This is a genomic window from Pseudoalteromonas sp. MMG024 (assembly GCF_021654175.1).
Classification (GTDB): domain Bacteria; phylum Pseudomonadota; class Gammaproteobacteria; order Enterobacterales; family Alteromonadaceae; genus Pseudoalteromonas.
Map to the genome: position 1 here is coordinate 1 of NZ_JAKFZO010000028.1, position 22727 is coordinate 22727.

Here is a 22727-nt window from a genome sequence, read left to right on the forward strand (position 1 = left end):
CCCTGAATCCATAATCTAAGTTCAGTCAGCAGGGTAAACATATTTCTGTACGTATTTTGCTGTTCTAGCTTATGGTAAAAATGACGTTTTAATTACTGCATTTTCACGTAATATAGTAGTATTAACATATATGTGAAGTTGTTTAGCCACACGTTAAACTGATTAATTTTATTAACTTAGTTACACTAATGCCTTTTTGTGTCGATAAGAAGTGTGTCTTTTTAAACAAAAAGCAAAAATAAATTAGCTTAACATCATGTGTAAACATAAATAATAAGAATATGAAGCGCTTTATTCAGTATCAAACAGATCGGTTATCCGCTATTCCAAATATGGCTAGCGCTATCTCGAAGAAAATATCAGAATTCCAATACGATTATCGTAAGATGTTGGAAGAAGCGTCTCTGTTTTTTGAAAAACACTACGAATATGAAGCCGAACTTACGCAGTTAAATAAAAAGATCGTCGCTTACCAAGAACATATCGATATTGTCGAAAACTACCGCAAAGAAAAAGGTAAGTATCCGCTTATTAAAGGGCAACGGTCGGCTCAGCGTTATTTGGAAAAACTGCATCAAAAGATCGATGAAGCAGAGCTGCGCATCAAACAAATAGCAGCCGAGCGTTTGAAGGCTCGTGGCGAGCGTTACATTTCACTGGAAAAGCTAATCGACAATATTCTCGATTTGCTCGATGGGCCTAAAATATTCAGTCAGTTTTTGGGGACCATGGTACTTTCAACGCCGCTACCCAATGAAACGGTTCGGTGTACGCGAAACGAAAAAAACAAACCAATTTATATCACGGCATTAACCGTTGCGCTTTTTGAAGAAGCTCGCCTATTTAACCAATTTACTTCACCTTATTTAAAGCAAGCGCTGAGTGATATCATCGGATACGATAAAGTTAGCTTAATGCAGCGTCATGATTACAAGCCGTTCACCAAAGAGCAGAAAATGGCTTATCGTGAAGAAGTGCTTAAACCCATCGTTAAGGCTACTTTGCTTCGCCATATTGGCTCCTATGCACCTCATGCTGAAGCAATTTATCAAGGTAATCGGTTCAGGCTGTTAGATGCAGAGCAGCGTAATAAGTTATTAGCTGGAATTAAACGAAACTCTTATCTCTACTTACGTCAGGGTGTAGGTTTACCGCAAAGACGTTTTGATAAAAAAGAAGAACGTGATGAGTTCTTTGAAATTGAAAATGCCAAGTTAGATTTTATGACCCAGTTGCTTGATTTTGACAATCAAGAACCTGAGCTGCGTGACTTGATGCGTATTCCTATGGTGTACGCTTCATTTATGCTGTCTACCAAAGAGGAATATGATTATCGCAATATGTATCGCGCATATGACATTCTAAAAGGTGGCATGAAGCAAGGTGAGTATAACGCTAATTTTTGTGCGCTATTCTTACGTATGGTTGGACGATTCCCGCTTGGTAGTGGCGTTTATTTTATCTCGCATGAAACAGAGCAAATTGAAAAAGGTATCGTTTCTTCTCTATTTCCTAAAAATCCAGAAGAGCCTTACGTAAAACAAATTACACGTAACCACATACAATCACTTAGCCAAACCGAAGTTTTGGTGGTACGCAGCACTAATATTTATTTCGAGTCTACTCGTGATAACTCGGGGCTAGAAGAGGTAGTGTTTACACAACGCTACCAACCACCGTATGTGTGGAATGCTAATGAAGTGTGGGAAGTTCAGGTGCCAGCGTTAGTCTTTTGGAAAAAGGATGGCACCACTAAAAACAGTAATCTCGCTCTGCTATAGCATTAGCAGTTATTGGCGAGTTGCACACTGCCGCGGCGTTTTTGCCATTTTACCGCAGGTATTAACACCGTAGCTAATAACAGTGCATAAGCCATGTGCGCGCCAATGCCAAATGCAAGAGCCATGCAGGTAATAAACCCTAACGAAATCGTAATACGGTGTTTTGCTGCGAGTAATACCCATGCAGAGCACATGGTTGCAATATAGATAATAACAAACACACCATTTACCCAGTTTATTAAATCTTCCAGATCTTGGCCGCTGAAATAGGTTATAACGAGTACTGTTGCCATTATGCTCAGCACACAAATCAACGCTCTTTGCGGTACATTATATTGGTTTGTGTATGCTAATGGTTTGGGCAATACTTTTTGTACAGCGAAGCTTGCGACGAGTTTAGCCAGACTTGTTGTATAAACGTTGATGGTAGCAAGGCCACCTGCTGTACCAAGTATGCCAATGATATAGTTACCGCCACTGAAATAGTGGTTAAATACGCCGATAATCGCCAGCTTTTGATCATTAGGGTGAGCCAAAACTAATACCGTAGATAATAAATAAATCACGCCAACAATGACACTGCCTATAATCATCGCTGGAATAACATCCTGCTTCGGTTTTTTAAACTCATTTGCAAGGTGTGACATAGCTTCAACACCAAGAAAGCTCCAAAAAGCGAGACCCGCGGCACTTAGTATTTTATCGCTATCCAAACTCAACGTTGTATTCGATTGCATTACGACTTGTTCATTACTGAAAGTAAATAACAGCATGACAATAAAGGTGATTAACAGGGTAAGCAGAAACTGTAGTTTTGCTGAAACATGAATACCCTTTCGGTTTATGTAAAATAGGCATAAAAGCGCAGCGAGTTCGGCGAGTAATAATTGTACACCGCTAATGTTTATCATTCCTTGCACAAACTGAAAGGTCATAATAATGGCTGCGGGTGCACCAATTGGCACGACTAACAAAAACATTAAGCCAATGACTCTGCCTGCTGTTTTGCCAAAAGCTTTTTCAACAAAGTGAGCAGGGCCGCCTGAATGTGGAAAAAGTGACGATAGCTTTCCAAACACATAAGTAATAGGGATTAATCCCACTGTCAGTAGAAGCCAAGCGTAGAATGCATTACTTTCCGACATTTCGATGGTTAGCTGCGGTAGTATAAATACTCCGGTACCGAGTAAGGTTGTTGCCATCATGCCGGCGCCTTGCCAGCGTCCAATGCCTGTATTAACTGATTTCATGTTGCTTTGTTTATAGTTTTTAATAGCGCTAGTATAGAAATATTTACTATCTCAAACTGTTTGAGTTGCTAGGCAGAGTGTGTGATATGCAGGTAAAATGATGGTATTACTGCGAAATTAAAACACTTTGAAGATTTAGGCGATTAAGTATGCAAATGGATAAATTTGATCAGGCGATTATTGGTCAGTTAAAAATAAACGCGAGGCAAAGCGTATCGGCGATAGCTGATGCGGTAAACCTCTCGCGTTCAGCTGTTACAGAGCGGATTAAAAAACTAGAACGTCATGGGCAAATTCGCGGCTATCAAGTCTTGCTAAGTGAATCGCAAAAAGTAGGTGTATCTGCTTATTTTGAAATTCAGCATCAGTGCACGCGTTGTTCAAACATTGTTAAGGTGTTTCAGGTGATCCCGGAAGTTTTGACGTGCCATGGCATTACTGGCGATATGGATTTATTGGTTTACGTGCAAACAGATTCGATGCAACGACTTCATGAAATTAGAGAATACTTAGATGCAGAGCCTGATATCATAAAAATAAAAACGCATGTCGTAATGAGTGAATGGATTAATAATTTAGGCTAAATACACGTAAATTATCGTTATATACGGTTGTTACAATTCATTACGCAAAACTATAGTCGTAATTAATTTACTGGGTTAGCATGGGAAGGTTAAATACAAAAGGAATATTTATGAAAGCATTAAAACCAATCGCACTAAGTGCACTCTCACTATTAGTGCTTAGCGCTTGCAATAACACTCAAAACAACAACAAAACTGATATTGCCGCACCTATCGCCAAAAAGGTGCCATTTGAAATGACGCACCACGGTAACACACGCGTTGATAATTATTATTGGATGCGTGACGATGAGCGCAAAGATCCTGAAATTCTAGCGCATTTAGAAGCTGAAAATAGTTATACAGAACAAAAATTAAAACATACTGAAGCACTACAAGCACAATTATTTGACGAGATCAAAGGGCGCATTGTTAAAGATGATCAGTCTGTACCTGTAAAACAGGGTGATTACTTCTACGGCAGTGAAGTAAGTGGTGATAACGAATACAGCGTGTATACGCGTGCAAAAGACTTAGCAGGAACCGATAAACAAGTACTGTTAGATGTTAACGAATTAGCAAAAGCACACGATTATTTTAGTGTTAGCACGCTAACGGTAAGTGAAAACGATAATTTACTCGCGTACGGCGAAGATACATTAAGCCGTCGTATTTACACTATTCGCATTAAAGACCTAACTACAGGCGAATACTTAAAAGATAAAATTGAAGGTACTTCAGGCAATATTGTTTGGGGTAACGACAATACCTTCTTGTACTACATCAAAAAAGACCCGCAAACGTTACTTGGTTATCAGGTTTACCGCCATGTGCTGGGAACGGACCAAAGTAGTGACGAGCTAGTCTATGAAGAGAAAAACAAAGCTTACTACACTTATATCAGCAAGAGTAAAGACAGTAGCTTAGTTTACATTCACCATTCAAGTACTGAAGCGCGTGGCGTATCAATTATCGATGCGAACGACGCTAAGGCGAAACCAACACGTTTTATTCCGCGTGAAGACAAACATGAATACAGTATTGCTAAGTTAAATAACGATTTTTACATTACTACTAACCTAGATGCGGTTAACTTCCGTTTAATGAAGGTGGATGCAAGTAAAGTAGGTGACAAGGCGAATTGGCAAGAAGTTATCCCTGCGCGTGATAACGTAAAACTTGAAGACATTACGTTATTTGATAATCACTTAGTTTATCAAGAACGTGAAAATGGTTTAACGAATGTAACTGTACGTAAGCTGGATTCAGGCAAAGAGTTTAACCTGGACTTTAAAGATACTGCGTTTGCAGCAGGTATGTACGGTAATAATGAGCTTGATAATGCTTCTGTTCGTTTGTACTACACCAGTATGACAACGCCTTCTAGTGTAATTGAATATACGTTAGAAGACGGTAAAAAGACTGTACTAAAAGAACAGAAAGTATTAGGTGACTTTAACTCTGATAACTATGTATCTGAACGCATTATGGTCACTGCACGCGATGGTAAAAAAGTACCTGTATCCTTGGTTTATCATAAAGGTAAGTTTAAAAAAGATGGTACTAACCCACTTTACCAATATGGCTATGGTTCGTATGGTGCAACCTTCGACCCGACTTTCTCAACGTCACGTTTAAGCCTGCTTGACCGTGGTTTTGTTTACGCCATTGCCCATATTCGAGGCTCTCAAATGTTAGGTCGCCCTTGGTATGAAGATGGTAAAAAACTCACCAAGAAAAATACCTTTAACGACTTTGTTGACGTAACTAAAGCGCTTGTAGAGCAAGGTTACGGTGCAAAAGATAAAGTATTTGCGGTTGGTGGTAGTGCCGGTGGTTTATTAATGGGTGCGGTGATTAACCAAGCGCCAGAGTTATATCGCGGTGTTGCTTCGCATGTACCATTTGTCGATGTGGTTACCACTATGCTTGATGAATCAATTCCACTGACAACAAACGAGTATGATGAGTGGGGCAACCCGAATGAAAAAGCTTACTACGACTACATGTTAAGTTACTCACCTTATGATCAGGTTAAGCGTCAAGCGTATCCAAACCTGTTAGTAACAACTGGCTTACATGACTCGCAAGTACAGTACTTTGAACCTATGAAGTGGGTTGCTAAGCTGCGTGAATATAAGACGAACAACAATCTACTGTTATTCAAAACAGATATGGAAGCTGGCCATGGCGGTGCGTCAGGTCGCTTTAAACGCATAAACGATACTGCATTAGAATATGCGTTCTTCATTGATTTACTAAAGCAGTAATACACATATAAAAGGGGCGAAAGCCCCTTTCTTTATTTATTAAGCTAAGTTACATTTCTTCGCCAGCTTCATCCATTTGAACAATCTCCGTTTCCTGTAAAGCCTGAGCTATCCACTCGGCAAGTACAGAACAGCTCAATACCTTGTGCATATAAGCCGTTGCCGGAGCATTTAATGAAATGCCATAGGTTTTAAAACGCAGCGCGATAGGCGCAAATATGGCATCAACAATTCCCCAATCACCAAATAGCCAACTGCCTTTATGTTGAAACAGTGTGTGTTGTTCACTAAAAATCTGCTCAATGCGCGCAATGTCATTTTGGCTTTGTGCTGTCAGTTCCACCTTGCGCTTTGCGCGTATATTCATAGGTAGCTGATTGCGTAATGAGTTAAAACCAGCATGCATTTCTGCCGCTAATGCGCGAGCTTTTGCACGTTGCTGTGGATCATTTGGCCAACCTTTATCAGATAAATAAGTTTCATTGATGTATTCGCAAATCGCGAGCGAATCCCATATCGTCGTACTACCATCAACTAACACAGGCACTTTTGCGATGGGAGCGATGGTGGCAAGAGTATCGCTAAAACTTGGTGTCTCTAATTTTAAGTTGTGTTCAGTGAAGCTTATATTGAGTTTTTTCAATACTAGCCAGACTCTTAGTGACCAGCTCGAATAGTTTTTATTAGCGATATATAAATCCATCTCGTATTTCTCTCAATAAAGTGGTTAGTTTATTTGCTAATAATTTATCGTGTTATTTACACATCGAATAGCGCATAATTCTTATACTATCTATCAGTTAAATTGATGTGTTATGGAAATTGATGCGCTTAAAAGTTTACTTGCATTTGTCGACACTGGAAGCATAACGCGCGCTGCTAAACAGGTTAATCGTACTCAGTCAGCAGTGAGTATGCAGATGAAAAAACTCGAACAGGATATAGGCAAGGTACTGTTTGAAAAAAATGGTCGCAATCTCATTTTGTCAAAAGATGGACATCAACTTGTTGGTTATGCAAAACAACTTATTGCACATTACGACAGCACATTAAATGCCGTTAAAACGGACTGTAATAAGTTGCGCGTTCGGTTAGGTTGCCCTGATGATTACGCTAACGCTATTTTGCCAAGCGTAGTAAAAAATATGCATCAGTTGTGGCCAAGTTTAGATCTGCAAATACGTTGTTTACCAAGTAATATTATTCGACAGCAGCTCGACAATGGTGAGCTCGATTTAGGCATAGTAACACGCTCATTTGATAGTGAAGAGGGTATTATTATTGCTAAAGATAGTGGTGTATGGGTAAGTAATGGTGATTGTAAAATATTAGAACAAACGCCTTTGCCACTGGTAACATTTCAGCAAGATTGCCGTTTTCATCACGCAGCAGTTGAAGGCCTGCACAAGCAGGGAACGCAATTTAAGTTGATTGCCATGAGTGGCAGTGTTGCTGCGATGCAAGGGTTGATAAAACAAGGCATGGCAATTGGTGCTATGGCACGCTTAAGTATCGGCGAGTTAACAGAACTTAAAAATACGCACTTACCCGCCTTACCTGATATTAGTATTGTGCTTATTAGTAATGCGCATACCAATAGCAAAATTTCTCAAACTGAGCTGTTACAACTAGGCAACTGTGTTTAGTGGCAGTGTCATAAAGGTGCTGTGTGGATCTTTTTGATAATCAGCGAAAGGGCCACAGACATTAAAGCCAAACTTATGATACAAATTGCGTGCAGCATAAAAGTATTCTTGCGTGCCGGTTTCTAGACTAAGTGACAAATAGGCTTTATCAATTGCTAGCTCAATTGTGTGTTGCAGTAAGCGCGAAGCCACACCGCTTCCACGGGCGTGCTTTGCTGTGCGCATTGACTTTATTTCAGCGTGGTTTGGGCAAAGTTGTTTTATTGCAATACAGCCAAGCAAGGTATCATCACGCCATGCGCTGAAAAAAGTGATATTGCTTTTTTTAAGTTCGTTAAGGTCAAGTGCATGAACACTCTCAGCGGGTGATGTTGCGTACATATCATCTAAATGCTCTTGCAGCAGAGCAATCACAGCAGGGCTGGATAAATCATCAATTTTAATGTGCATATAAGGTCTTTTGTAAAATAATCCAATCTCGCTATTCATCTAATATGCCAATCTTGTTTTGTTTTTAGAGTATTGAATTTATTAGTGAATTATTTTTCGATTGAACCTGAAAAACGAATAGCGATAGGACATGCCACTTTTTGGTGCAAGCTGTGCTCTTTTCTTTAGCGCTGGTCTTGCATCTAAATTTGTACTGAGGTTAAGCTAGTTCAAATTTTCTAAAGCTAATGATTTATGGAAAAGTTTAACGATATTTATCTTAGAGCTGCTGAGCGAAAGGGCGGTGAGCGCCCATTAAAGGGGTTGCTGTCAAAGCCACTGAGTAATAAGCGTATTGCTGAATTGCCTGATTCAGCTTGGTTATCTGAATTTACCAAAAAGATTTTTCAAAGTGGATTTTATTGGTCGGTTATTGAGAAAAAGTGGCCTGGCTTTGAAGAAGTTTTTTGGCGTTTTGATGTTGAAGCATTACTGATGATGTCGCCGGAACAACAGGAAAAAGCCGCTAGCGATGAACGTATTGTACGTAACTATAAAAAAGTACAAACGGTGCAGGCTAATGCCTATATGATCCATGATGTTGCAAGTCAGCATGGTAGTTTTAGTCAGTTTATCGCAGATTGGCCAAGTGACGACATTATTGGGCTTTGGCAGTATCTTAAAAAGCATGGCGCACGCTTAGGTGGTAACACAGGGCCTTATGCGCTTCGTGTTTTAGGCAAAGATACCTTTTTATTATCGCGAGATTGTGAGAGCTATTTGCGCAGCCATAAAATTATTGATGGCGGTTTGCAAACTAAAAAGTCGCTGGTTGCAATTCAAGCTTTCTTTAATGAATTGCAACAGCAAAGTGGCTTAAGTTACCAAGAGCTTAGCCAAATAATTTCATATAGCTGCGGTGATAATGTAGTTGGTATTGGCTAACAGCATAAGTTAACTACGCGGTACAAACTCTAACACGGTTGCATTGATGCAGTAACGTAGCTGACCATTTGGGCCATCATCAAACACATGGCCTAAATGAATGTCTGACTCAACCGCACGAATTTCAGTACGTACCATGCCAAAGCTATGGTCTGGTTTTTCATACACTGCACCTTTTACCGGTTTGGTGAATGAAAGCCAGCCACTGTTAGAGTTAAAGCGATCACGTGTATCAAACAACTTGGCGCCACTTAACTTATCAATAAATACTCCATCCGGCGTGTTTTTAAAAATCTCATACTGTTTGCAATAGCGGTTATCGGTGCCTTTATTAAATGCGACATTAAACGCTTCACCTTTACCCAGTTTAAATGCCCCTACTATTTTGTAAAATTCATCGCGAGACACATAACCTTGGCGTGCAAATACTTCTTTGCCTTGCTCTAACAAAATAATGGTGGGGGTCGCCCATGTAGGCGTTTTAATTTCTAGGTCATGAAGTTGGTCGGCTGTTCTGAATGTAAGCGGAATTGAGCCTGCATAACCTGTTGCTGTCTCAATTTTAAATTTTTCACAATACGGACAGAAAGGCGCATCAATAACCAAAATCTGTTTACCCTCTAGTAAAGCGCTATTGTCGCGTTTGGCAATTTTTTGTTGCTTAAATGTCACCCCAGTGCGTAAATCGGGGCAGTAGCCATTAGGGTTCTTGGCAAGATAATCTTGATGATATTCTTCTGCAGCATAGAAGGTTTCGAGCGGCTTAATGCTGGTGGCTATTTTGCCAAAACTTGCGTTGGTTAGCAGAGTTTGAAACTGTTTTGTAACGCCAATTGCTGTCGCTTTTTGTTGCTCTGAATTATATAAAATAGTTGAACGATATTGTGTGCCTACATCGTTACCTTGGCGGTTCACCTGTGTCGGATCATGGTGCTCATAAAAATGCTGTAAAATTTGCTCTAGACTAATTTCATTACGATTAAAAGTGACCTTTACGACTTCAGCATAGTTATTAGGGTTGTATTTGTTACTTTTTTTAATGATATTACGGTAGGTTGCTTTAAAGCCGCTGCCATCCGCATAGCCACTCACGGCATCAATTACGCCATTAAGTGCTTCATAGCGTTTCTCTGCGCCCCAAAAGCAGCCTGAACCAAGCACGATTGAATCTAAGTGATTGGTTTGTGGTTTACGCTCTTGTGCAGAATTGGTAAAGCTTAATAAGAATAAGCTAAAGCAAATTAGGTAGTTCATATCGGCGCCTTGTTAAACTTTATACTACGTAAATACATAGACCTGAGATCGCCTTGTTTATATTCATAACCGCTCAACATTTAGATTAGCCGTTTATCAATTAGTGAAAGTGATAGTGACAAATTGTTTTATGCTTTATCGCAACAACAAGGGGGAAACATGAAAAAATTAATCTCAATAGCACTTGGTTTATCTGCACTAGCCTTAGCAGGCTGTAATGCGACGATGGATGTTACTTACACTCCGATTACTGAATTAGAAACGCATACCGACTGGGAAATCGACACCGCAACGGGCTCTTGGAAAGTAGTTGAAAGTACAGTTTATATTAGCGCCGAGGAAAAGCCGCACGAGTTACCTAAGCAATATGATCGCTTCTCTAACAATTAGTTTTACTAAATTAACTCTTTTAGAGTGCGCGTTGATAAAGTTAAGCGCACTCTAAATTAAAAGCGTGAAGTCATCAGCAAGGTCACCGAGTCTAAGCCTGAACTATCATCTCCAAACCCCGCACCTAAACCAAAGTTAAATGAAAAGTGTTCATTAAACCAATACTGAGTTTGCACTTCAAAATTGTTATTATCGAGTTCATTGGTTTGCGCCAGCGCTTGAATACCAATAAACCAATTCTCATTGATATAATAATCTGCCCGTCCTTGATAATAATCTTCTTTCCCCGATATTTGTTTAAATACAAAATCCCAGCCTTGCCCTTGTTCAATTTTGGTATAGCGCACATATGGGGTTAATCGCCAGTTATTACTTGAATCTTGCACACCAAAAACATCGGATTCGTTACGATATAAGTAAGTTACGCCAACACCTAGCTGCAAATTAGTGGTGATATTGTTACCGAGTTCGCCGTTAAGCATTAAATATTCGTTATTAAAATCGTTATCTTTTGCATACTCTACGTTAGAGCGAACAACCAACGCATTGTCGAAATAATGTGTGTATTCGACGTCAATATCATAAAAATCATCCAGTACGAGTGCTCGCGTCGAGAGGGTATTGATTCTATTTAGATAGGTTTTAATATTGTGAGGACCACTTGCCGATGCCAGATCTTCAAAGGCGTAGGTATAAGCAATCCCAACAAAATTATCATCAAAGTCATAAAGGTCAGATACACCAAAATCGATTTGATGTTGAATCGTGTCGCTTGCTAAGCCACTATTGCAGGAAAATAAAAGGGCTAAAGGCAGTAGTTTTTTCATGTTAATTCCTTTTTGACAGTAGGATAATGAAATAACTACCTATTGATAAGTTCAGACCTGTTTGAAATTGTTAGAGATTGTAAAAGTACCTAGCTTTGTATACGAGGGAACAATAAATGATTTGGTATAAAGAAATAGATAAAGCGTTATGCGATAAGCTAGATGAAGGTTTGCATGGCAAAGGCAGTTTAATGAAAACGTTAGGGATTGAAATATGTGAAGTTGGCGACGATTATCTTGTTGCTAGCATGCCAGTTACACCTGATCACCACAACCCTATTGGTATGCTGCACGGAGGCGCGAATGTTGTGCTAGCTGAAACTGTAGCAAGCTACGCGGCAAACTTTGTTGTAGATACCGATAAGTACTACTGCGTAGGCCAAGAAATCAATGCGAATCATATTAAAGCGGCGCGCAAAGGTATGGTGTATGCCACAGCAAAAGCTGTTCACTTAGGTAAACGTACCTCTGTGTGGGAAGTTAAAATTACCAACCAAGCCGGTGAGCTTACCTGTATTTCAAGAATGACCGCAGCGGTGGTTGAGCGACGATAGTTGATCTACATCTAGTAACCGCGTTTTAGCGCTGGTATTTTATCTATCGCTGGCATATACCTTAGCCAGAGGTATATGCAAATGAGTGAAAAATCGTTAATTACGCTGCTTAAAGTAGTTATTGTGCTTGGATTATGCTTAATAGGACTTGGATATTATTTGATAAATGTCGCGCATATTGAGCAAAGTATGGGTATCTCCGGCATGATGATTGGCGGAGGGTGTTATGCCCTTGGATTAATCTTATCTTTGCCAACCAAAATGTACCTTACTTTTATTTGGGTTACCGCGGAACAAAGAAAAAAGAATAGTTAAAAGATTAGCTCAGCACATTATTAAATAATCAGCCATACTATGATTTATCACTCATTATTAGAGGCACTTGTGATTAGGCTTTTTTGTTTATTAGTGTTGTGCTTTAACGCTCATGTGTATGCCCGCGATATTAAAGTCGCTGCTGGTAACTTTACTCCGTACTTCAAAGCAAGTTCCTATCAACGCCATGTTGGTTTATACGAGCAGCTTTTGTCTGCAGGGCTTAATAGAGCAGGGTTTAGCCCGACTTACATCAATGTTTCAAACGATGCCATAAAGCGCTACTACGAAAAGCAAAGAGTTGATATTGCCGTGAATTGGACTGGTACATTTACTGGCAAAGGTTACCCGTCTCAGTATCGCTTGTTCTTTTACAATCGTGCAATTTTAAGTAAAGACAATCGATGGGCTAAGGCTGAACATGTACTTGATTTAAAAGGGGCAAGGCTAGCAAGTTTCTCAGGTGCAAGTTTAAACTTTGGTCATGACTTTCAAATTTTGATAAATGAAGTAAATACACGTTATTTTGAAAGTGGTGATCAGCTTGCCGTAAATAAAATGCTGGTGGCGAATAAAATTGATGTGTTAATTGCTGATTGGCTTAAGTTTTATCGCTTTGTTAAACCTTTGGGCTTAGTAGATAAGTTTGTGCCGTTAGATATTATCACAAATGCTGGTTCGCAGATTATCTTTAGAGATGAGAAAGTACGCGATGCATTTGATACTGCAATAACGCAAATGTATGTTAGTGGTGAGCTTAACAAGCTCACCCTAACATGGTTGGCAAAAAATAATTTACCTAAGGTTTCGCATCGTTTTTTAGCAAAAAGACCTTAAATACCGCCGCCGTCTGTGTGAAGGCCACACTCACGATTTAAACCAAAGAAACGCGTTTCTTCTTCGGTCATACCTGGCTCAAGCTTACGTGTGGTATGCACATCACCCATTGACACATATCCTTGCTCCCATAGCGGGTGGTAAGGTAAATCGTGCTTGGTTAAGTATTGATACACATCGCGGCTATGCCAATCAATAATTGGATAAACCTTCACGGTACCGCGGCTGATCTCAAGCACTTGCTTATCTGCTCGAGTCGATGATTGTTGGCGACGCAAACCGCTAAACCAAGTACCTGCATCGAGTTCTTTCAATGCACGTGTCATTGGTTCAACTTTATTTAAGGTATTGTATTGTTTAATACCTTGTTCGCCTTGTTCCCATAATTTACCAAACTTAGCTTCTTGCCACGCAGGGCTTAGTTCTGATTTATACACTTTCAGATTGAGTTTCAATCGCTCAGTAAGCTCATCAATAAACTGATAAGTTTCTGGAAAAAGATAACCCGTATCTGTTAAAACCACTGGAATATCTGCTTTATGCGATGTTACTAGGTGTAACATCACAGCCGCTTGAATGCCAAAGCTAGACGATAAAAAGTGTGTGCTTGGTAAATTCTCTAACGCCCACAAAACACGTTCTTCAGCCGAAAGCTCTGCTAGCATGCCATTTGCATCGGCAAGCATGGCATCCTGAACGTCTTTATCTAGCGTTAATATTTGCTTAAATTCACTCATGCATAAATTCCAAATGAGGGCGGCTAACCGCCCTTAAAATATTAAGCGTGGAAGTCTGTTTTAGAGACTTTCACTTCGGCAACGATTTCCTTGCGGATAACGAAGTCACCAAAACACTCGCCTTCGTTACGCTCCTTGGCCCATTGGCCAATTAATTCATCTAATGCTGGTAGATATACATCTTCACCCACATTTTCTAGGTAAAGCTTAGGTACGCGGGTACCTTCACGGTTACCACCTAGGTAAACGTTGTATTTACCTGGGCCTTTACCAACAAAACCAATCTCAGCTAACATGGCGCGACCACAACCATTCGGACAACCTACGACACGCATAATGATGTCGTCATTCGGAATTTCGTGCTTCGCTAAAATCGCTTCTGTTTTCTCGATAAGCTCTGGCAGGTAACGCTCTGCTTCAGCCATTGCAAGCGGGCATGTCGGTAATGCCACACATGCCATTGAGTTAAAGCGTTGCTCTGAGTGTGAGTCGTCAATTAAGCCGTGCTCACGAGCGATTTTCTCAATGATGTCTTTTTGATCCGCAGGAACACCGGCAACAATTAAGTTTTGGTTTGCCGTCATGCGGAAATCACCTTGGTGAATTTCAGCAATCTTACGACAACCTGTTTTCAGCGGCTGATCTGGGTAATCAAGAATACGACCACTTTGGATAAATAGCGTTAAGTGGTGCTTACCATCAATACCTTCTACCCAACCGATACGGTCGCCACGGTGAGTGAACTCATACGGGCGGCTGTCTTCAAATTTAACGCCAGCACGGTTTTCTACTTCTGCTTTAAATGCATCACTACCAAATGTATCTAACGTGTACTTAGTTTTTGCATTCTTACGGTTAACACGGTTACCCCAGTCACGTTGAACAGAAACAACATGCTCGGCAATTTTTAGCGTGTGCTCAAGTGGGATAAAACCAAAATCATCCGCTTTACGCGGGTAAGTGTTTACATCACCGTGGGTCATTGCAAGACCACCACCAACTAGTACGTTAAAGCCAACTAGCTTGCCGTCTTCTGCAATGGCAACAAAGTTCAAGTCATTCGCGTGAACGTCTACTTCATTGTTTGGTGGAATGGTAACTGTCGTTTTAAACTTACGAGGTAAGTAAGTAGACCCTAAAATTGGCTCTTCTGTTGTTTCAGTCTTCTCACCGTTTAACCAGATTTCAGCATACGCTTTGGTGTGTGGTAGTAAGTGCTCAGAAATTTTTGCAGCCCACTCGTAAGCTTCTTGGTGTAACTCAGACTCAACAGGGTTAGTGGTACATAGTACGTTACGGTTAACGTCACCGGCAGTTGCAATTGAGTCAATGCCAACGCTGTTTAGCATTTGGTGCATTTCTTTAATGCCTGGCTTTAACACACCGTGGAACTGGAATGTTTGACGCGTTGTTAAACGAATACTGCCATAAATAGTTTTATCGCCAGCAAACTCATCAATCGCAAGCCATTGCTTAGGGGTAATAATACCGCCCGGCATACGTGCGCGAAGCATTACGTTGTGCATTGGCTCTAGCTTTTGCTTGGTACGCTCTGGACGAATATCACGGTCGTCTTGCTGGTACATACCGTGGAAACGAATTAGCTGGAAGTTATCCGCTGTAAAACCACCGGTAAGTTGGTCTTTTAAATCCGTTGTGATCGTGCCGCGTAAAAAGTTACTTTGTGTTTTAAGTCTTTCGTTATCAGCAAACTTGGCATTTGGGTCTAGCTTGCTGTTAGGTTTGTAATCTGTGCTCATGGCTTATCCTAAAATTCTACTGTGACGGTCAGTGTGGTGTACTAATAAATTAGTACACATCTTTTTGATAACGGTTGTTGCTACGCAGCTCTTTTAGGTAGCTTTCAGCTTGCTCGTCATCTTTGCCACCATGGGCTTTAATAATATCGATAAGTGCTTGGTGAACGTCTTTCGCCATGCGATTAGCATCACCACAAATGTAGAAGTGTGCACCTTTTTCTAACCATGCAAATACTTCTTCGCCTTTCTCGCGAAGACGGTCTTGCACGTATACTTTTTCTGCTTGGTCGCGGCTAAACGCAAGATCTACTTTGTTTAGTAGGCCTGACTTCACATAACCTTGGATCTCTACTTGGTATAAGAAATCTTGGGTGAAGTGTGGGTTACCGAAGAATAACCAGTTTTCACCTTCTGCTTCACGTGTATCACGTTCTTGTAAAAATGCACGGAATGGCGCGATACCTGTACCAGGGCCTACCATGATAACAGGTGTGTTATCGTCACTTGGTAAACGGAAGTTGTCGTTATGCTCGCTAAATACTTTAACTTGTGCGCCTTCTTCTGCACGGTGTGCAAGGTAACCAGAACAACCGCCAAAGTGTTTTTCACCAAAGGCATCAAACTCTACTAAACCAACCGTTAAGTGCACTTCTTCTTCCACTTCTGCTTGGCTTGAAGCAATTGAATATAAACGTGCTTGTAGCTTACGTAGGCAGTTAACTAAATCTTGTGCGCTAATGTCGCTCGGGTTTTGCTTGATAATATCGAAGATTTGACGTGCTTCAATGTACTCACGCATTGCCGCTTTGTCTTCAACTAGCTTTAATAGCTCAGCGTTGTTTGTCGCATGTGCATATTTTTCAACAAAACCAGGGTAAGACTGAGTTAGCTCTAGTTTTTCAATTAACGCCGTGCGAATTGATAAGGTTTCTTCACCTAACGTGATTTCAGTCGCGCCATCAATATTTAATAGTGCTAGTGTTTCATCAACAAGCGCTTCGTCATTTAAGAAGTAAACACCTAATGAATCACCTGGAAGATACGTGATGTCAGAGCCTTCTAGTGAGATCTCAATGTGACGTACGTCTTTCGTTGAGTCGCGACCTGTGATCTTTTGTACCACACTTAGCTCAGCCGCAAATGGGTTTTGCTTAGTGTATTGGCTTTGCGCTGGTGCTGCACCGAATCCAGTCATAGGAATAACCTGTGCTGAACCTTGCGGCTGTGCTTTTAGCTCAGGCTCGAATGCATCAACCGCACCACCGATCCAAGCTGCTGCTTGGTCTTCATAATCAACGTCTAAATCAGCACGCGCAACCACTGTTTCTGCGCCTAGTGCTTTAAAGCGCTCTTCAAAATCAATCGCTGTTTGGCAGAAGAATTCATAGCTTGAATCACCTAAACCGATAACCGCTACCTTAACACCATCTAGTTTAGGTGCTTTTTTCGATGCTAAGAACGCATGTAGGTTTTCAGCGTCTTCTGGTGGCTCACCCTCACCATAAGTAGAAACAGCAACAGCAATAAACTTTTCTTTCTTAAGTTGAGCAGGTTTGTAGTCAGCCATGTTTACAAGCTTAACCGCTAAGCCTTTCGCCTCTGCAGCCGCTTTTAACTGGTTCGCAACGCCTTTTGCATTGCCTGTTTGTGAACCATAAATAATGGTTAATGCCGCAGCTTCACCAGCTTGTGCTGTTGCGCCCGCAACCTGACCTGATAATGCTGCTGTATTGGCATTTGCTGCTAAGTAACCACTCACCCAAGCTTGTTGAATTGGGTTCAGTTCAGCAGTAAGCGCTTGTAACTTCTGTACTTGCTCTGGCGTAAGCGGACTCGCTTGCGCAGAAAGTTGACTTAACAACATGGAATTTTTTCCTCGACCACCAAATGGTTTATACATTTCTGAACGGTGCCTGTTATACATCTAATAACAACACACCTTTTTAAGCTTCTCTGATGGTGAAATATAACGATGTCATGACAAAGAAAAAAATAATAGAAAGTGCTTTGTTATTCCAAAAAGGAATGTATGAGGTGTTATTTATAATTTTTATTGAGAGTGGACGCGTTAATTGATTGTTGTGCCTGAAATTAGTTGTGGCACGTTGCGTTATTTCGATTGGATAATATTTATTGAAGGTAAGTGAAAGTGACTACTTTTAGTGGTTTTAATCACAGTGAGTAGGTCGTAATTCACTGTGATTAATCTCTCGGATGGTGTTTGTAAGCGAATTACTCAACCGGATAAATTGTGATTTCAATGCCTGCGCCTATGGCTGAAATTCTAAGCAAGGTATCGGCATGTAGTGCTTGGTTAAAACACTTTGGATTTTTACCGCTTTGAAAGCCAATATCGAACGTGCGTTTTGTACAACTAAGCCATTGCTTTAATGCGTTGCGAGAGCAGGACTCAATCAACTCACATAAGTGATTAATAGCACTGTCAGGAGAAGTTACGTCAGCGTTAGCCTCTATGCGTGCTAACTGACGAGTTTCATCTTTGTCGTAGTGAAGTACCATAGCCGACTTACCCAAGTCTGAAACTAGTTGGGCAATATCTTGTTTTGACTCGATTTCTAGGTCGACATTAAGAAACTGAATATCTGACATTGATGTTTTCTCTGTAATTGCTTAATCGCTAACTTTACATTAGATTGGCTTTTATCTCTAGTTTCGCAAAGATCATATTCCATACTGTAATACCCAATAAAGAGAATAATAGTGAAAAAATCGTGGTTTAAATGGGCGCGTAAGTGCCACAAATGGTTAGGTTATTTACTCGCGTTACAAGTATTCGCATGGTTATTGGGGGGTTTAGTTATGAGTGCGATTCCACTGGAATATGTGCACGGTAAACACCTTGCCAAACGACAGTTAGAAAATCCTTTCTCACAAGATGTATATACAAGTAATTTTGATAATTTTAAGCAATACAAAATCGGATTGAAAAATGTCAATTTCATACACTTCTTAGAGATGCCTGTAATTGAATTAGTCGGCCATAAAGAGCGAGTTTACTTGCATGGCGAAACAGGAAAGAAACTCGAGCCACCTAACAAACAGCAAATTATCAGACAGGCAAAAGCCCATTACTTGGCTGATAGCCAAACCATAGACACCACCGCATCACTGTTAAAAGAGGGACCGAGAGAGGTCGGTTATAAAAATAATATTTGGCGTATAGACTTTGCGGATAATGTTAACACTACATTGTATATACAAGCTGATTCGGGTCAGGTAATTACTGTACGTAGCACTATTTGGCGTATTTTTGATTTCTTTTGGATGCTGCACATAATGGATTATGACGAGCGTGAAGATTTTAATAATCCATTATTAATTAGTTTTGCAGCTGTTGCTGTATTGTTTTGTATTTCAGGAATGATGCTATTGTTTCAAAATATGCCTTTAAGAAGAAAACGAAAAGCTCGAGCAAATTGATTTGTTGTCATAAAGCTTTCTTATAAGTGCCGCCAATTTGTCATCGGATGTTTTTAGCGTAAGACTTATTACACATAAGGAAGCGCGAATATGGCAAAGAAATATTATTCCTGTATTTGGATCTCAGATGTGCATTTGGGCTACAAAGACTGTAAGGCTGAATTCTTACTGGATTTTCTCACCAATACAGAATGCGATGTGCTTTACTTAGTTGGCGATATCATTGATTTATGGTCGATGAAGCGACAATTTTACTGGCAACCAAGCCACTATCAAGTGCTAGAGTGTATTCGCAACAAAGCTAACTCTGGCACGCGCGTTATTTATATTCCCGGCAACCATGATGAAACCTTTCGCGCTTATGTTGGCGAAGCATTTATGAATGTTGAAGTGCATCGCAGTTTTATTCACACAGCCAAAACCGGTAAGCGTTTTTTGCTTGTGCATGGCGATGACTTTGATTCTGCAACACGTTATAGCAAACTGATCAGTATAATCGGCGATAGCGCATACGACTTTCTACTGTTTTTAAATCGTTGGCACAATCGTGCGCGGCACTTATTCGGCAGTCATTATTGGTCGCTTGCGTCGTGGATTAAAAACCGGATTCATAAAGCACGCCAAGCAATCGCTGCGTTTGAAAAGGCAGCCGTGCACGAAGCAAAAAAGCAAGGTGTTGATGGCATTATTTGCGGTCATATTCATCAACCTGATATCAAGAAAATTGATGGCATTTTGTATTGTAATGACGGAGATTGGATAGAAAATTGCACTGTGTTGGTTGAGGACGAATCAGGCCGAATTGAGTTGTTGCATTGGTCTGATATTCAAACCAGCTTGAAAGTGGTCGATTTAAGTCAGAAGCACAGCGAGCAGGCAGCTTAAACTTGTTTTGATGCTTGAGTTTGTAGATGCTTTAGCTTGGGCTGAAGCATCTAACACCTACTTACTACTCTTTTTCGATAGTAAGAATGACTTCACCTACTTTGATACCAAACTTAATAATTTCGGTTCGGTTGATCAGACGTTTTTCATTAATCAAAAACATCCAATCGTCTAGTGTGACTTCGAGCGGTTCGCCTTGATAGTTTATGACTAATTGATAACGCCAATAAAGTGCTGAGCCTTTTGCCATGCCCATCGCTGTGCCTACCACATCATTGGCGGTGCCTTTGTAATTGCCGTCGCCTAAATTTTCTAAATACCAAGTGCGTGTTTGTTTTTCCCCGTCGTCATAGACAAACCATTCTTCGAGTTTGCCTTTATCTTCTTGCCACGTACCCAGTAAATCAACACTAAAGCGTCGTGTTAACGCCCCTGAGCGGTCAAGCACTACACCGTGAGCCGTTAATTTACCGTTAAAGAATCGCTCTAATTTAAGTTCGGGAGATGTGCCTGTGTAATCATTAATATCTGGGCTTGAACATGCTGAAATTAATATGGTTAGTGCCATAATTAGCAAGTGTTTCATTTTTTATCTCCAACAAGTTTTGCCCGCAACTTTGGGCGAGTGGTTTTTTCCGATAACCAAATATTTAAGAAGGCATCGCCAAAGTCTGGATCGTTAACTGTGCCTAAAAGCCCTTGATGATTGAAAAAGCTCGCGCTGTTGTCTTCATTGCGCGTCACAATCAGCATGTCATTCTCTTTAATGTTAGGCCAAATAGTAGCCAGTTGATCTAGCCACTTAGGTATATTTTGATGGGTTACGCCAATGTGTTGCCATTGGTCTGCAGTTGCTTCTATTAAGTCCTCTTTGTCTATATCTCGGTAATAGGTGATTTTCAGCGCGAGTTTAGCATCGTCAAATGAGTAACGCGTTTTGCTGCCAAATAGCTCGGCTTTGTATAAGTGCCAAAATAGCACTTTCATTTCACCTTCACCGTATTTAGTGAGCTGGTTTGTTTGGATCGCAAACAGGCTTGGGGCGAATAAAAAGGTCGCAAATAGTAATGTTTTAAACATGGCTAACATCCAGTTAGTTGTGTTTAGATTCTACGAGCCTTTGTTTAAAAACGATCAATGCGGGCAGTAGTAGTGCCCAAATAATTGCGTACATAGTAAAGAGTGATAGTTGGCTTAAAGATGTGGTGATGGCAGAAAAGTTAAGTGCACCAAGGTAACTCAGTGCACCGCCAAATGCGCCAATGATGGCAACTAGCCATAGCTTACAATTACCTAGCCAACTTAATGAATGATTAATTGAAAGTACAAACATAACCCATAGGCATAGCAGCCAAAGTGGGAATTGCTCGGCGGCAAAACTAATCACATTTAGTTGAAACAGTATGTAATCAATCACACAACCAAAGAGGGCAAAGGGTAATAGCTTTACGTCGCTTCGTTTTGTTGGCGATAACGCAAAGTGAAGGGCAACGATTAATGGAGTCAGCCAGCTGGCATTTGCTGTGAGTAGCGCACAGCAAAACCAAGCTAGCTGAAATAAAACAAGGTTAGTAAGCCAAAATTTGTTGGTCATGATTATCGCGATACAGAGGCTTTCGCATAACAAGCTGGTGGGTGCTGATCACGCGCTCAATGAATGCGCCTTCGCAATAACATAAGTAGAAATGCCACAGGCGCTTAAATTGCTCGTCAAAACCAAATTGAGTTAACTCTGACCAAGCGTTATCAAATTTCATGCGCCAGTCGTAAAGTGTTCGCGCATAATGTAAGCCAATGTCTTCTACATTATCGATCATCATATTAGTTTGTTCGGCAATGTGCTGATTCATCACCGCATTAGACGGTAAACAGCCGCCCGGAAAAATATAACGTTGAATAAAATCAACATTATTGCGGTAGTGTTCGTAACGGGCATCTAAAATGGTAATTGCTTGGATGAGCATTAGGCCTGAGTCTTTCAGCAGGCTGTTACATTTAGCAAAAAACTCCGCCATAAACTTATGACCAACTGCTTCAATCATTTCGATTGAAACCAGCTTATCGTATTTACCTTCCAGTAAGCGATAATCTTTTTTCAGTAATGTGATTTTATCTTCTAACCCTTCGGCTTTTACTTTTTCGACGGCGTATTCGTATTGCGCATCAGAGATTGTGGTTGTAGTAACCTTACAGCCATAATTCTTAGCGGCAAAAATAGCTAATCCGCCCCAGCCGGTACCGATTTCAATCAAATGGTCACTTTCAGAAAGTTTAAGCTTGTCACAAATGGTTTTTAATTTATTAAGTTGTGCTGAATGTAAGTCAGTCGCTTCATTTGAATAGATGGCGCTTGAGTACATCATAGTGCTATCTAAAAAGCGGGTGTAGAGCTCGTTACCTAAATCATAATGGGCGAGAATGTTTTTCTTTGAGCCAGATTGTGTATTGGCATTGCCCCAGTGAAACAAAAAGTTTTTAATTTTAGTTAACAGCGATTTTTTAGATTCTACCTGGTCAAGCGTACTGCTACTACGGGCAAAAACACGAATTAACTCGGTTAAGTTAGGCGATGTCCATTTCTTGTTGAGGTAGCCTTCTGCTGCTGCAATGCTACCGCCTTTAATAAAATCGATATATAGGCTTGGATCAAGCACTATTAACTTGCCTCGTAGTTCACTGTCTTGGTTACCTAGAAAAGTAATCTGACCGTTTTCTTCAATTTCTACGCCGGCATTTTCAATTTGATTCAGTGCGTTTAAAACGAGTGAACGACAGCGTGATGTAAACCACGATAACTCGTTTTCCTGCGTTAGATTGGTTGAGCTGGTACTTTGCTGCTCCAT

Annotated in this window: 24 protein-coding genes; 11 read left to right on the forward strand and 13 right to left on the reverse strand. The window is 40.5% G+C overall.

Translation table 11 applies throughout. The features are described 5' to 3' along the window. Positions 1 to 281 precede the first annotated feature (281 nt). Positions 282 to 1781, forward strand: a complete 1500-nt coding sequence (locus tag L1068_RS19315; protein ID WP_237131532.1) for a hypothetical protein — start codon at positions 282 to 284, stop codon at positions 1779 to 1781. 2 nt (positions 1782 to 1783) lie between these two features. Here L1068_RS19315 and yjeH read toward each other — a convergent pair whose 3' ends face one another. Then, the gene (gene yjeH / locus L1068_RS19320) at positions 1784 to 3031 is read right to left on the reverse strand and encodes an L-methionine/branched-chain amino acid transporter (protein ID WP_237131533.1); all 1248 of its coding nucleotides are present in this window, start codon (positions 3029 to 3031) and stop codon (positions 1784 to 1786) included. A 155-nt stretch (positions 3032 to 3186) separates the two neighbouring features. Between yjeH and L1068_RS19325 the strand changes: the two genes are divergently transcribed. Together L1068_RS19325 and L1068_RS19330 are read left to right on the forward strand one after the other, a co-directional pair. Continuing rightward, a complete protein-coding gene (locus L1068_RS19325) occupies positions 3187 to 3615 on the forward strand; it encodes an Lrp/AsnC family transcriptional regulator (protein WP_237131534.1) in 429 nt (142 codons plus the stop codon). Between the two features lie 110 nt (positions 3616 to 3725). After that, the gene (locus L1068_RS19330; RefSeq protein WP_237131535.1) at positions 3726 to 5864 is read left to right on the forward strand and encodes a S9 family peptidase; all 2139 of its coding nucleotides are present in this window, start codon (positions 3726 to 3728) and stop codon (positions 5862 to 5864) included. A gap of 49 nt (positions 5865 to 5913) precedes the next feature. Here the strand turns inward: L1068_RS19330 and L1068_RS19335 are convergent, their stop codons facing one another. Then, a complete protein-coding gene (locus tag L1068_RS19335; protein WP_237131536.1) occupies positions 5914 to 6567 on the reverse strand; it encodes a glutathione S-transferase family protein in 654 nt (217 codons plus the stop codon). Between the two features lie 112 nt (positions 6568 to 6679). Here L1068_RS19335 and L1068_RS19340 point away from each other — a divergent pair, with 112 nt between their 5' ends. After that, positions 6680 to 7510, forward strand: a complete 831-nt coding sequence (locus L1068_RS19340; RefSeq protein ID WP_237131537.1) for a LysR family transcriptional regulator — start codon at positions 6680 to 6682, stop codon at positions 7508 to 7510. On the opposite strand, the gene L1068_RS19345 is transcribed toward L1068_RS19340, so the two are convergent. Beyond that, the gene (locus L1068_RS19345) at positions 7493 to 7960 is read right to left on the reverse strand and encodes a GNAT family N-acetyltransferase (protein ID WP_237131538.1); all 468 of its coding nucleotides are present in this window, start codon (positions 7958 to 7960) and stop codon (positions 7493 to 7495) included. The two genes, L1068_RS19340 and L1068_RS19345, sit on opposite strands and share 18 nt — an antisense overlap. 234 nt (positions 7961 to 8194) lie before the next feature. Here L1068_RS19345 and L1068_RS19350 point away from each other — a divergent pair, with 234 nt between their 5' ends. Beyond that, on the forward strand, positions 8195 to 8884 hold the full coding sequence (locus tag L1068_RS19350; protein WP_237131539.1) for a DNA-3-methyladenine glycosylase I: 690 nt from the start codon (positions 8195 to 8197) through the stop codon (positions 8882 to 8884). A 9-nt stretch (positions 8885 to 8893) separates the two neighbouring features. On the opposite strand, the gene msrA is transcribed toward L1068_RS19350, so the two are convergent. Further along, positions 8894 to 10138 carry a peptide-methionine (S)-S-oxide reductase MsrA gene (msrA, locus tag L1068_RS19355; RefSeq protein WP_237131540.1) on the reverse strand — a complete coding sequence of 415 codons (1245 nt, stop codon included), beginning with the start codon at positions 10136 to 10138 and terminating at the stop codon, positions 8894 to 8896. A gap of 159 nt (positions 10139 to 10297) precedes the next feature. On the opposite strand from msrA, the gene L1068_RS19360 reads away from it, so the two are divergent. Next, on the forward strand, positions 10298 to 10528 hold the full coding sequence (locus tag L1068_RS19360) for a hypothetical protein (protein ID WP_237131541.1): 231 nt from the start codon (positions 10298 to 10300) through the stop codon (positions 10526 to 10528). A 56-nt stretch (positions 10529 to 10584) separates the two neighbouring features. Here the strand turns inward: L1068_RS19360 and L1068_RS19365 are convergent, their stop codons facing one another. Then, on the reverse strand, positions 10585 to 11355 hold the full coding sequence (locus L1068_RS19365) for a hypothetical protein (RefSeq protein WP_237131542.1): 771 nt from the start codon (positions 11353 to 11355) through the stop codon (positions 10585 to 10587). A gap of 116 nt (positions 11356 to 11471) precedes the next feature. Between L1068_RS19365 and L1068_RS19370 the strand changes: the two genes are divergently transcribed. The 3 genes from L1068_RS19370 (at position 11472) to L1068_RS19380 (ending at position 13061) form a co-directional block, all read left to right on the forward strand. Beyond that, on the forward strand, positions 11472 to 11909 hold the full coding sequence (locus L1068_RS19370; RefSeq protein WP_010562231.1) for a PaaI family thioesterase: 438 nt from the start codon (positions 11472 to 11474) through the stop codon (positions 11907 to 11909). A gap of 81 nt (positions 11910 to 11990) precedes the next feature. Then, entirely contained in the window at positions 11991 to 12224 is a 234-nt protein-coding gene (locus L1068_RS19375; protein WP_100914472.1) for a hypothetical protein, read from the forward strand. Between the two features lie 69 nt (positions 12225 to 12293). Further along, positions 12294 to 13061: an ABC transporter substrate-binding protein gene (locus tag L1068_RS19380; RefSeq protein ID WP_237131543.1), complete on the forward strand. Its 768-nt coding sequence runs from the start codon at positions 12294 to 12296 to the stop codon at positions 13059 to 13061. Here the strand turns inward: L1068_RS19380 and L1068_RS19385 are convergent. The 4 genes from L1068_RS19385 to L1068_RS19400 all read right to left on the reverse strand — a co-directional run bounded on the left by L1068_RS19385 (position 13058) and on the right by L1068_RS19400 (position 18168). Continuing rightward, positions 13058 to 13798: a phosphoadenylyl-sulfate reductase gene (locus L1068_RS19385; RefSeq protein ID WP_237131544.1), complete on the reverse strand. Its 741-nt coding sequence runs from the start codon at positions 13796 to 13798 to the stop codon at positions 13058 to 13060. The two genes, L1068_RS19380 and L1068_RS19385, sit on opposite strands and share 4 nt — an antisense overlap. 41 nt (positions 13799 to 13839) lie before the next feature. Continuing rightward, positions 13840 to 15558, reverse strand: a complete 1719-nt coding sequence (gene cysI / locus L1068_RS19390) for an assimilatory sulfite reductase (NADPH) hemoprotein subunit (RefSeq protein ID WP_237131545.1) — start codon at positions 15556 to 15558, stop codon at positions 13840 to 13842. Positions 15559 to 15607: 49 nt separating this feature from the next. Further along, the gene (locus tag L1068_RS19395; protein ID WP_237131546.1) at positions 15608 to 17422 is read right to left on the reverse strand and encodes an assimilatory sulfite reductase (NADPH) flavoprotein subunit; all 1815 of its coding nucleotides are present in this window, start codon (positions 17420 to 17422) and stop codon (positions 15608 to 15610) included. A 368-nt stretch (positions 17423 to 17790) separates the two neighbouring features. Then, positions 17791 to 18168 carry a hypothetical protein gene (locus L1068_RS19400; protein ID WP_237131547.1) on the reverse strand — a complete coding sequence of 126 codons (378 nt, stop codon included), beginning with the start codon at positions 18166 to 18168 and terminating at the stop codon, positions 17791 to 17793. A 111-nt stretch (positions 18169 to 18279) separates the two neighbouring features. On the opposite strand from L1068_RS19400, the gene L1068_RS19405 reads away from it, so the two are divergent. Together L1068_RS19405 and L1068_RS19410 are read left to right on the forward strand one after the other, a co-directional pair. Then, a complete protein-coding gene (locus L1068_RS19405) occupies positions 18280 to 18999 on the forward strand; it encodes a hypothetical protein (RefSeq protein ID WP_237131548.1) in 720 nt (239 codons plus the stop codon). A 90-nt stretch (positions 19000 to 19089) separates the two neighbouring features. Beyond that, entirely contained in the window at positions 19090 to 19884 is a 795-nt protein-coding gene (locus L1068_RS19410; RefSeq protein WP_054980496.1) for a UDP-2,3-diacylglucosamine diphosphatase, read from the forward strand. Between the two features lie 64 nt (positions 19885 to 19948). Here the strand turns inward: L1068_RS19410 and L1068_RS19415 are convergent, their stop codons facing one another. From L1068_RS19415 to L1068_RS19430, 4 genes are read right to left on the reverse strand one after another with little or no spacing between them, the layout of a single operon-like run. Then, the gene (locus L1068_RS19415; protein WP_237131549.1) at positions 19949 to 20470 is read right to left on the reverse strand and encodes a DUF3833 domain-containing protein; all 522 of its coding nucleotides are present in this window, start codon (positions 20468 to 20470) and stop codon (positions 19949 to 19951) included. Beyond that, positions 20467 to 20964 (reverse strand): chalcone isomerase family protein, encoded by a 498-nt coding sequence (locus L1068_RS19420; protein WP_237131550.1) that lies wholly within the window; start codon positions 20962 to 20964, stop codon positions 20467 to 20469. The genes L1068_RS19415 and L1068_RS19420 overlap by 4 nt, the downstream gene beginning before the upstream one ends. A 13-nt stretch (positions 20965 to 20977) precedes the next feature. Continuing rightward, positions 20978 to 21478, reverse strand: a complete 501-nt coding sequence (locus L1068_RS19425) for a DUF2878 domain-containing protein (protein WP_237131551.1) — start codon at positions 21476 to 21478, stop codon at positions 20978 to 20980. Then, complete coding sequence (locus L1068_RS19430) at positions 21453 to 22727, reverse strand: cyclopropane-fatty-acyl-phospholipid synthase family protein (RefSeq protein WP_237131552.1); 1275 nt, start codon at positions 22725 to 22727, stop codon at positions 21453 to 21455. The genes L1068_RS19425 and L1068_RS19430 overlap by 26 nt, the downstream gene beginning before the upstream one ends.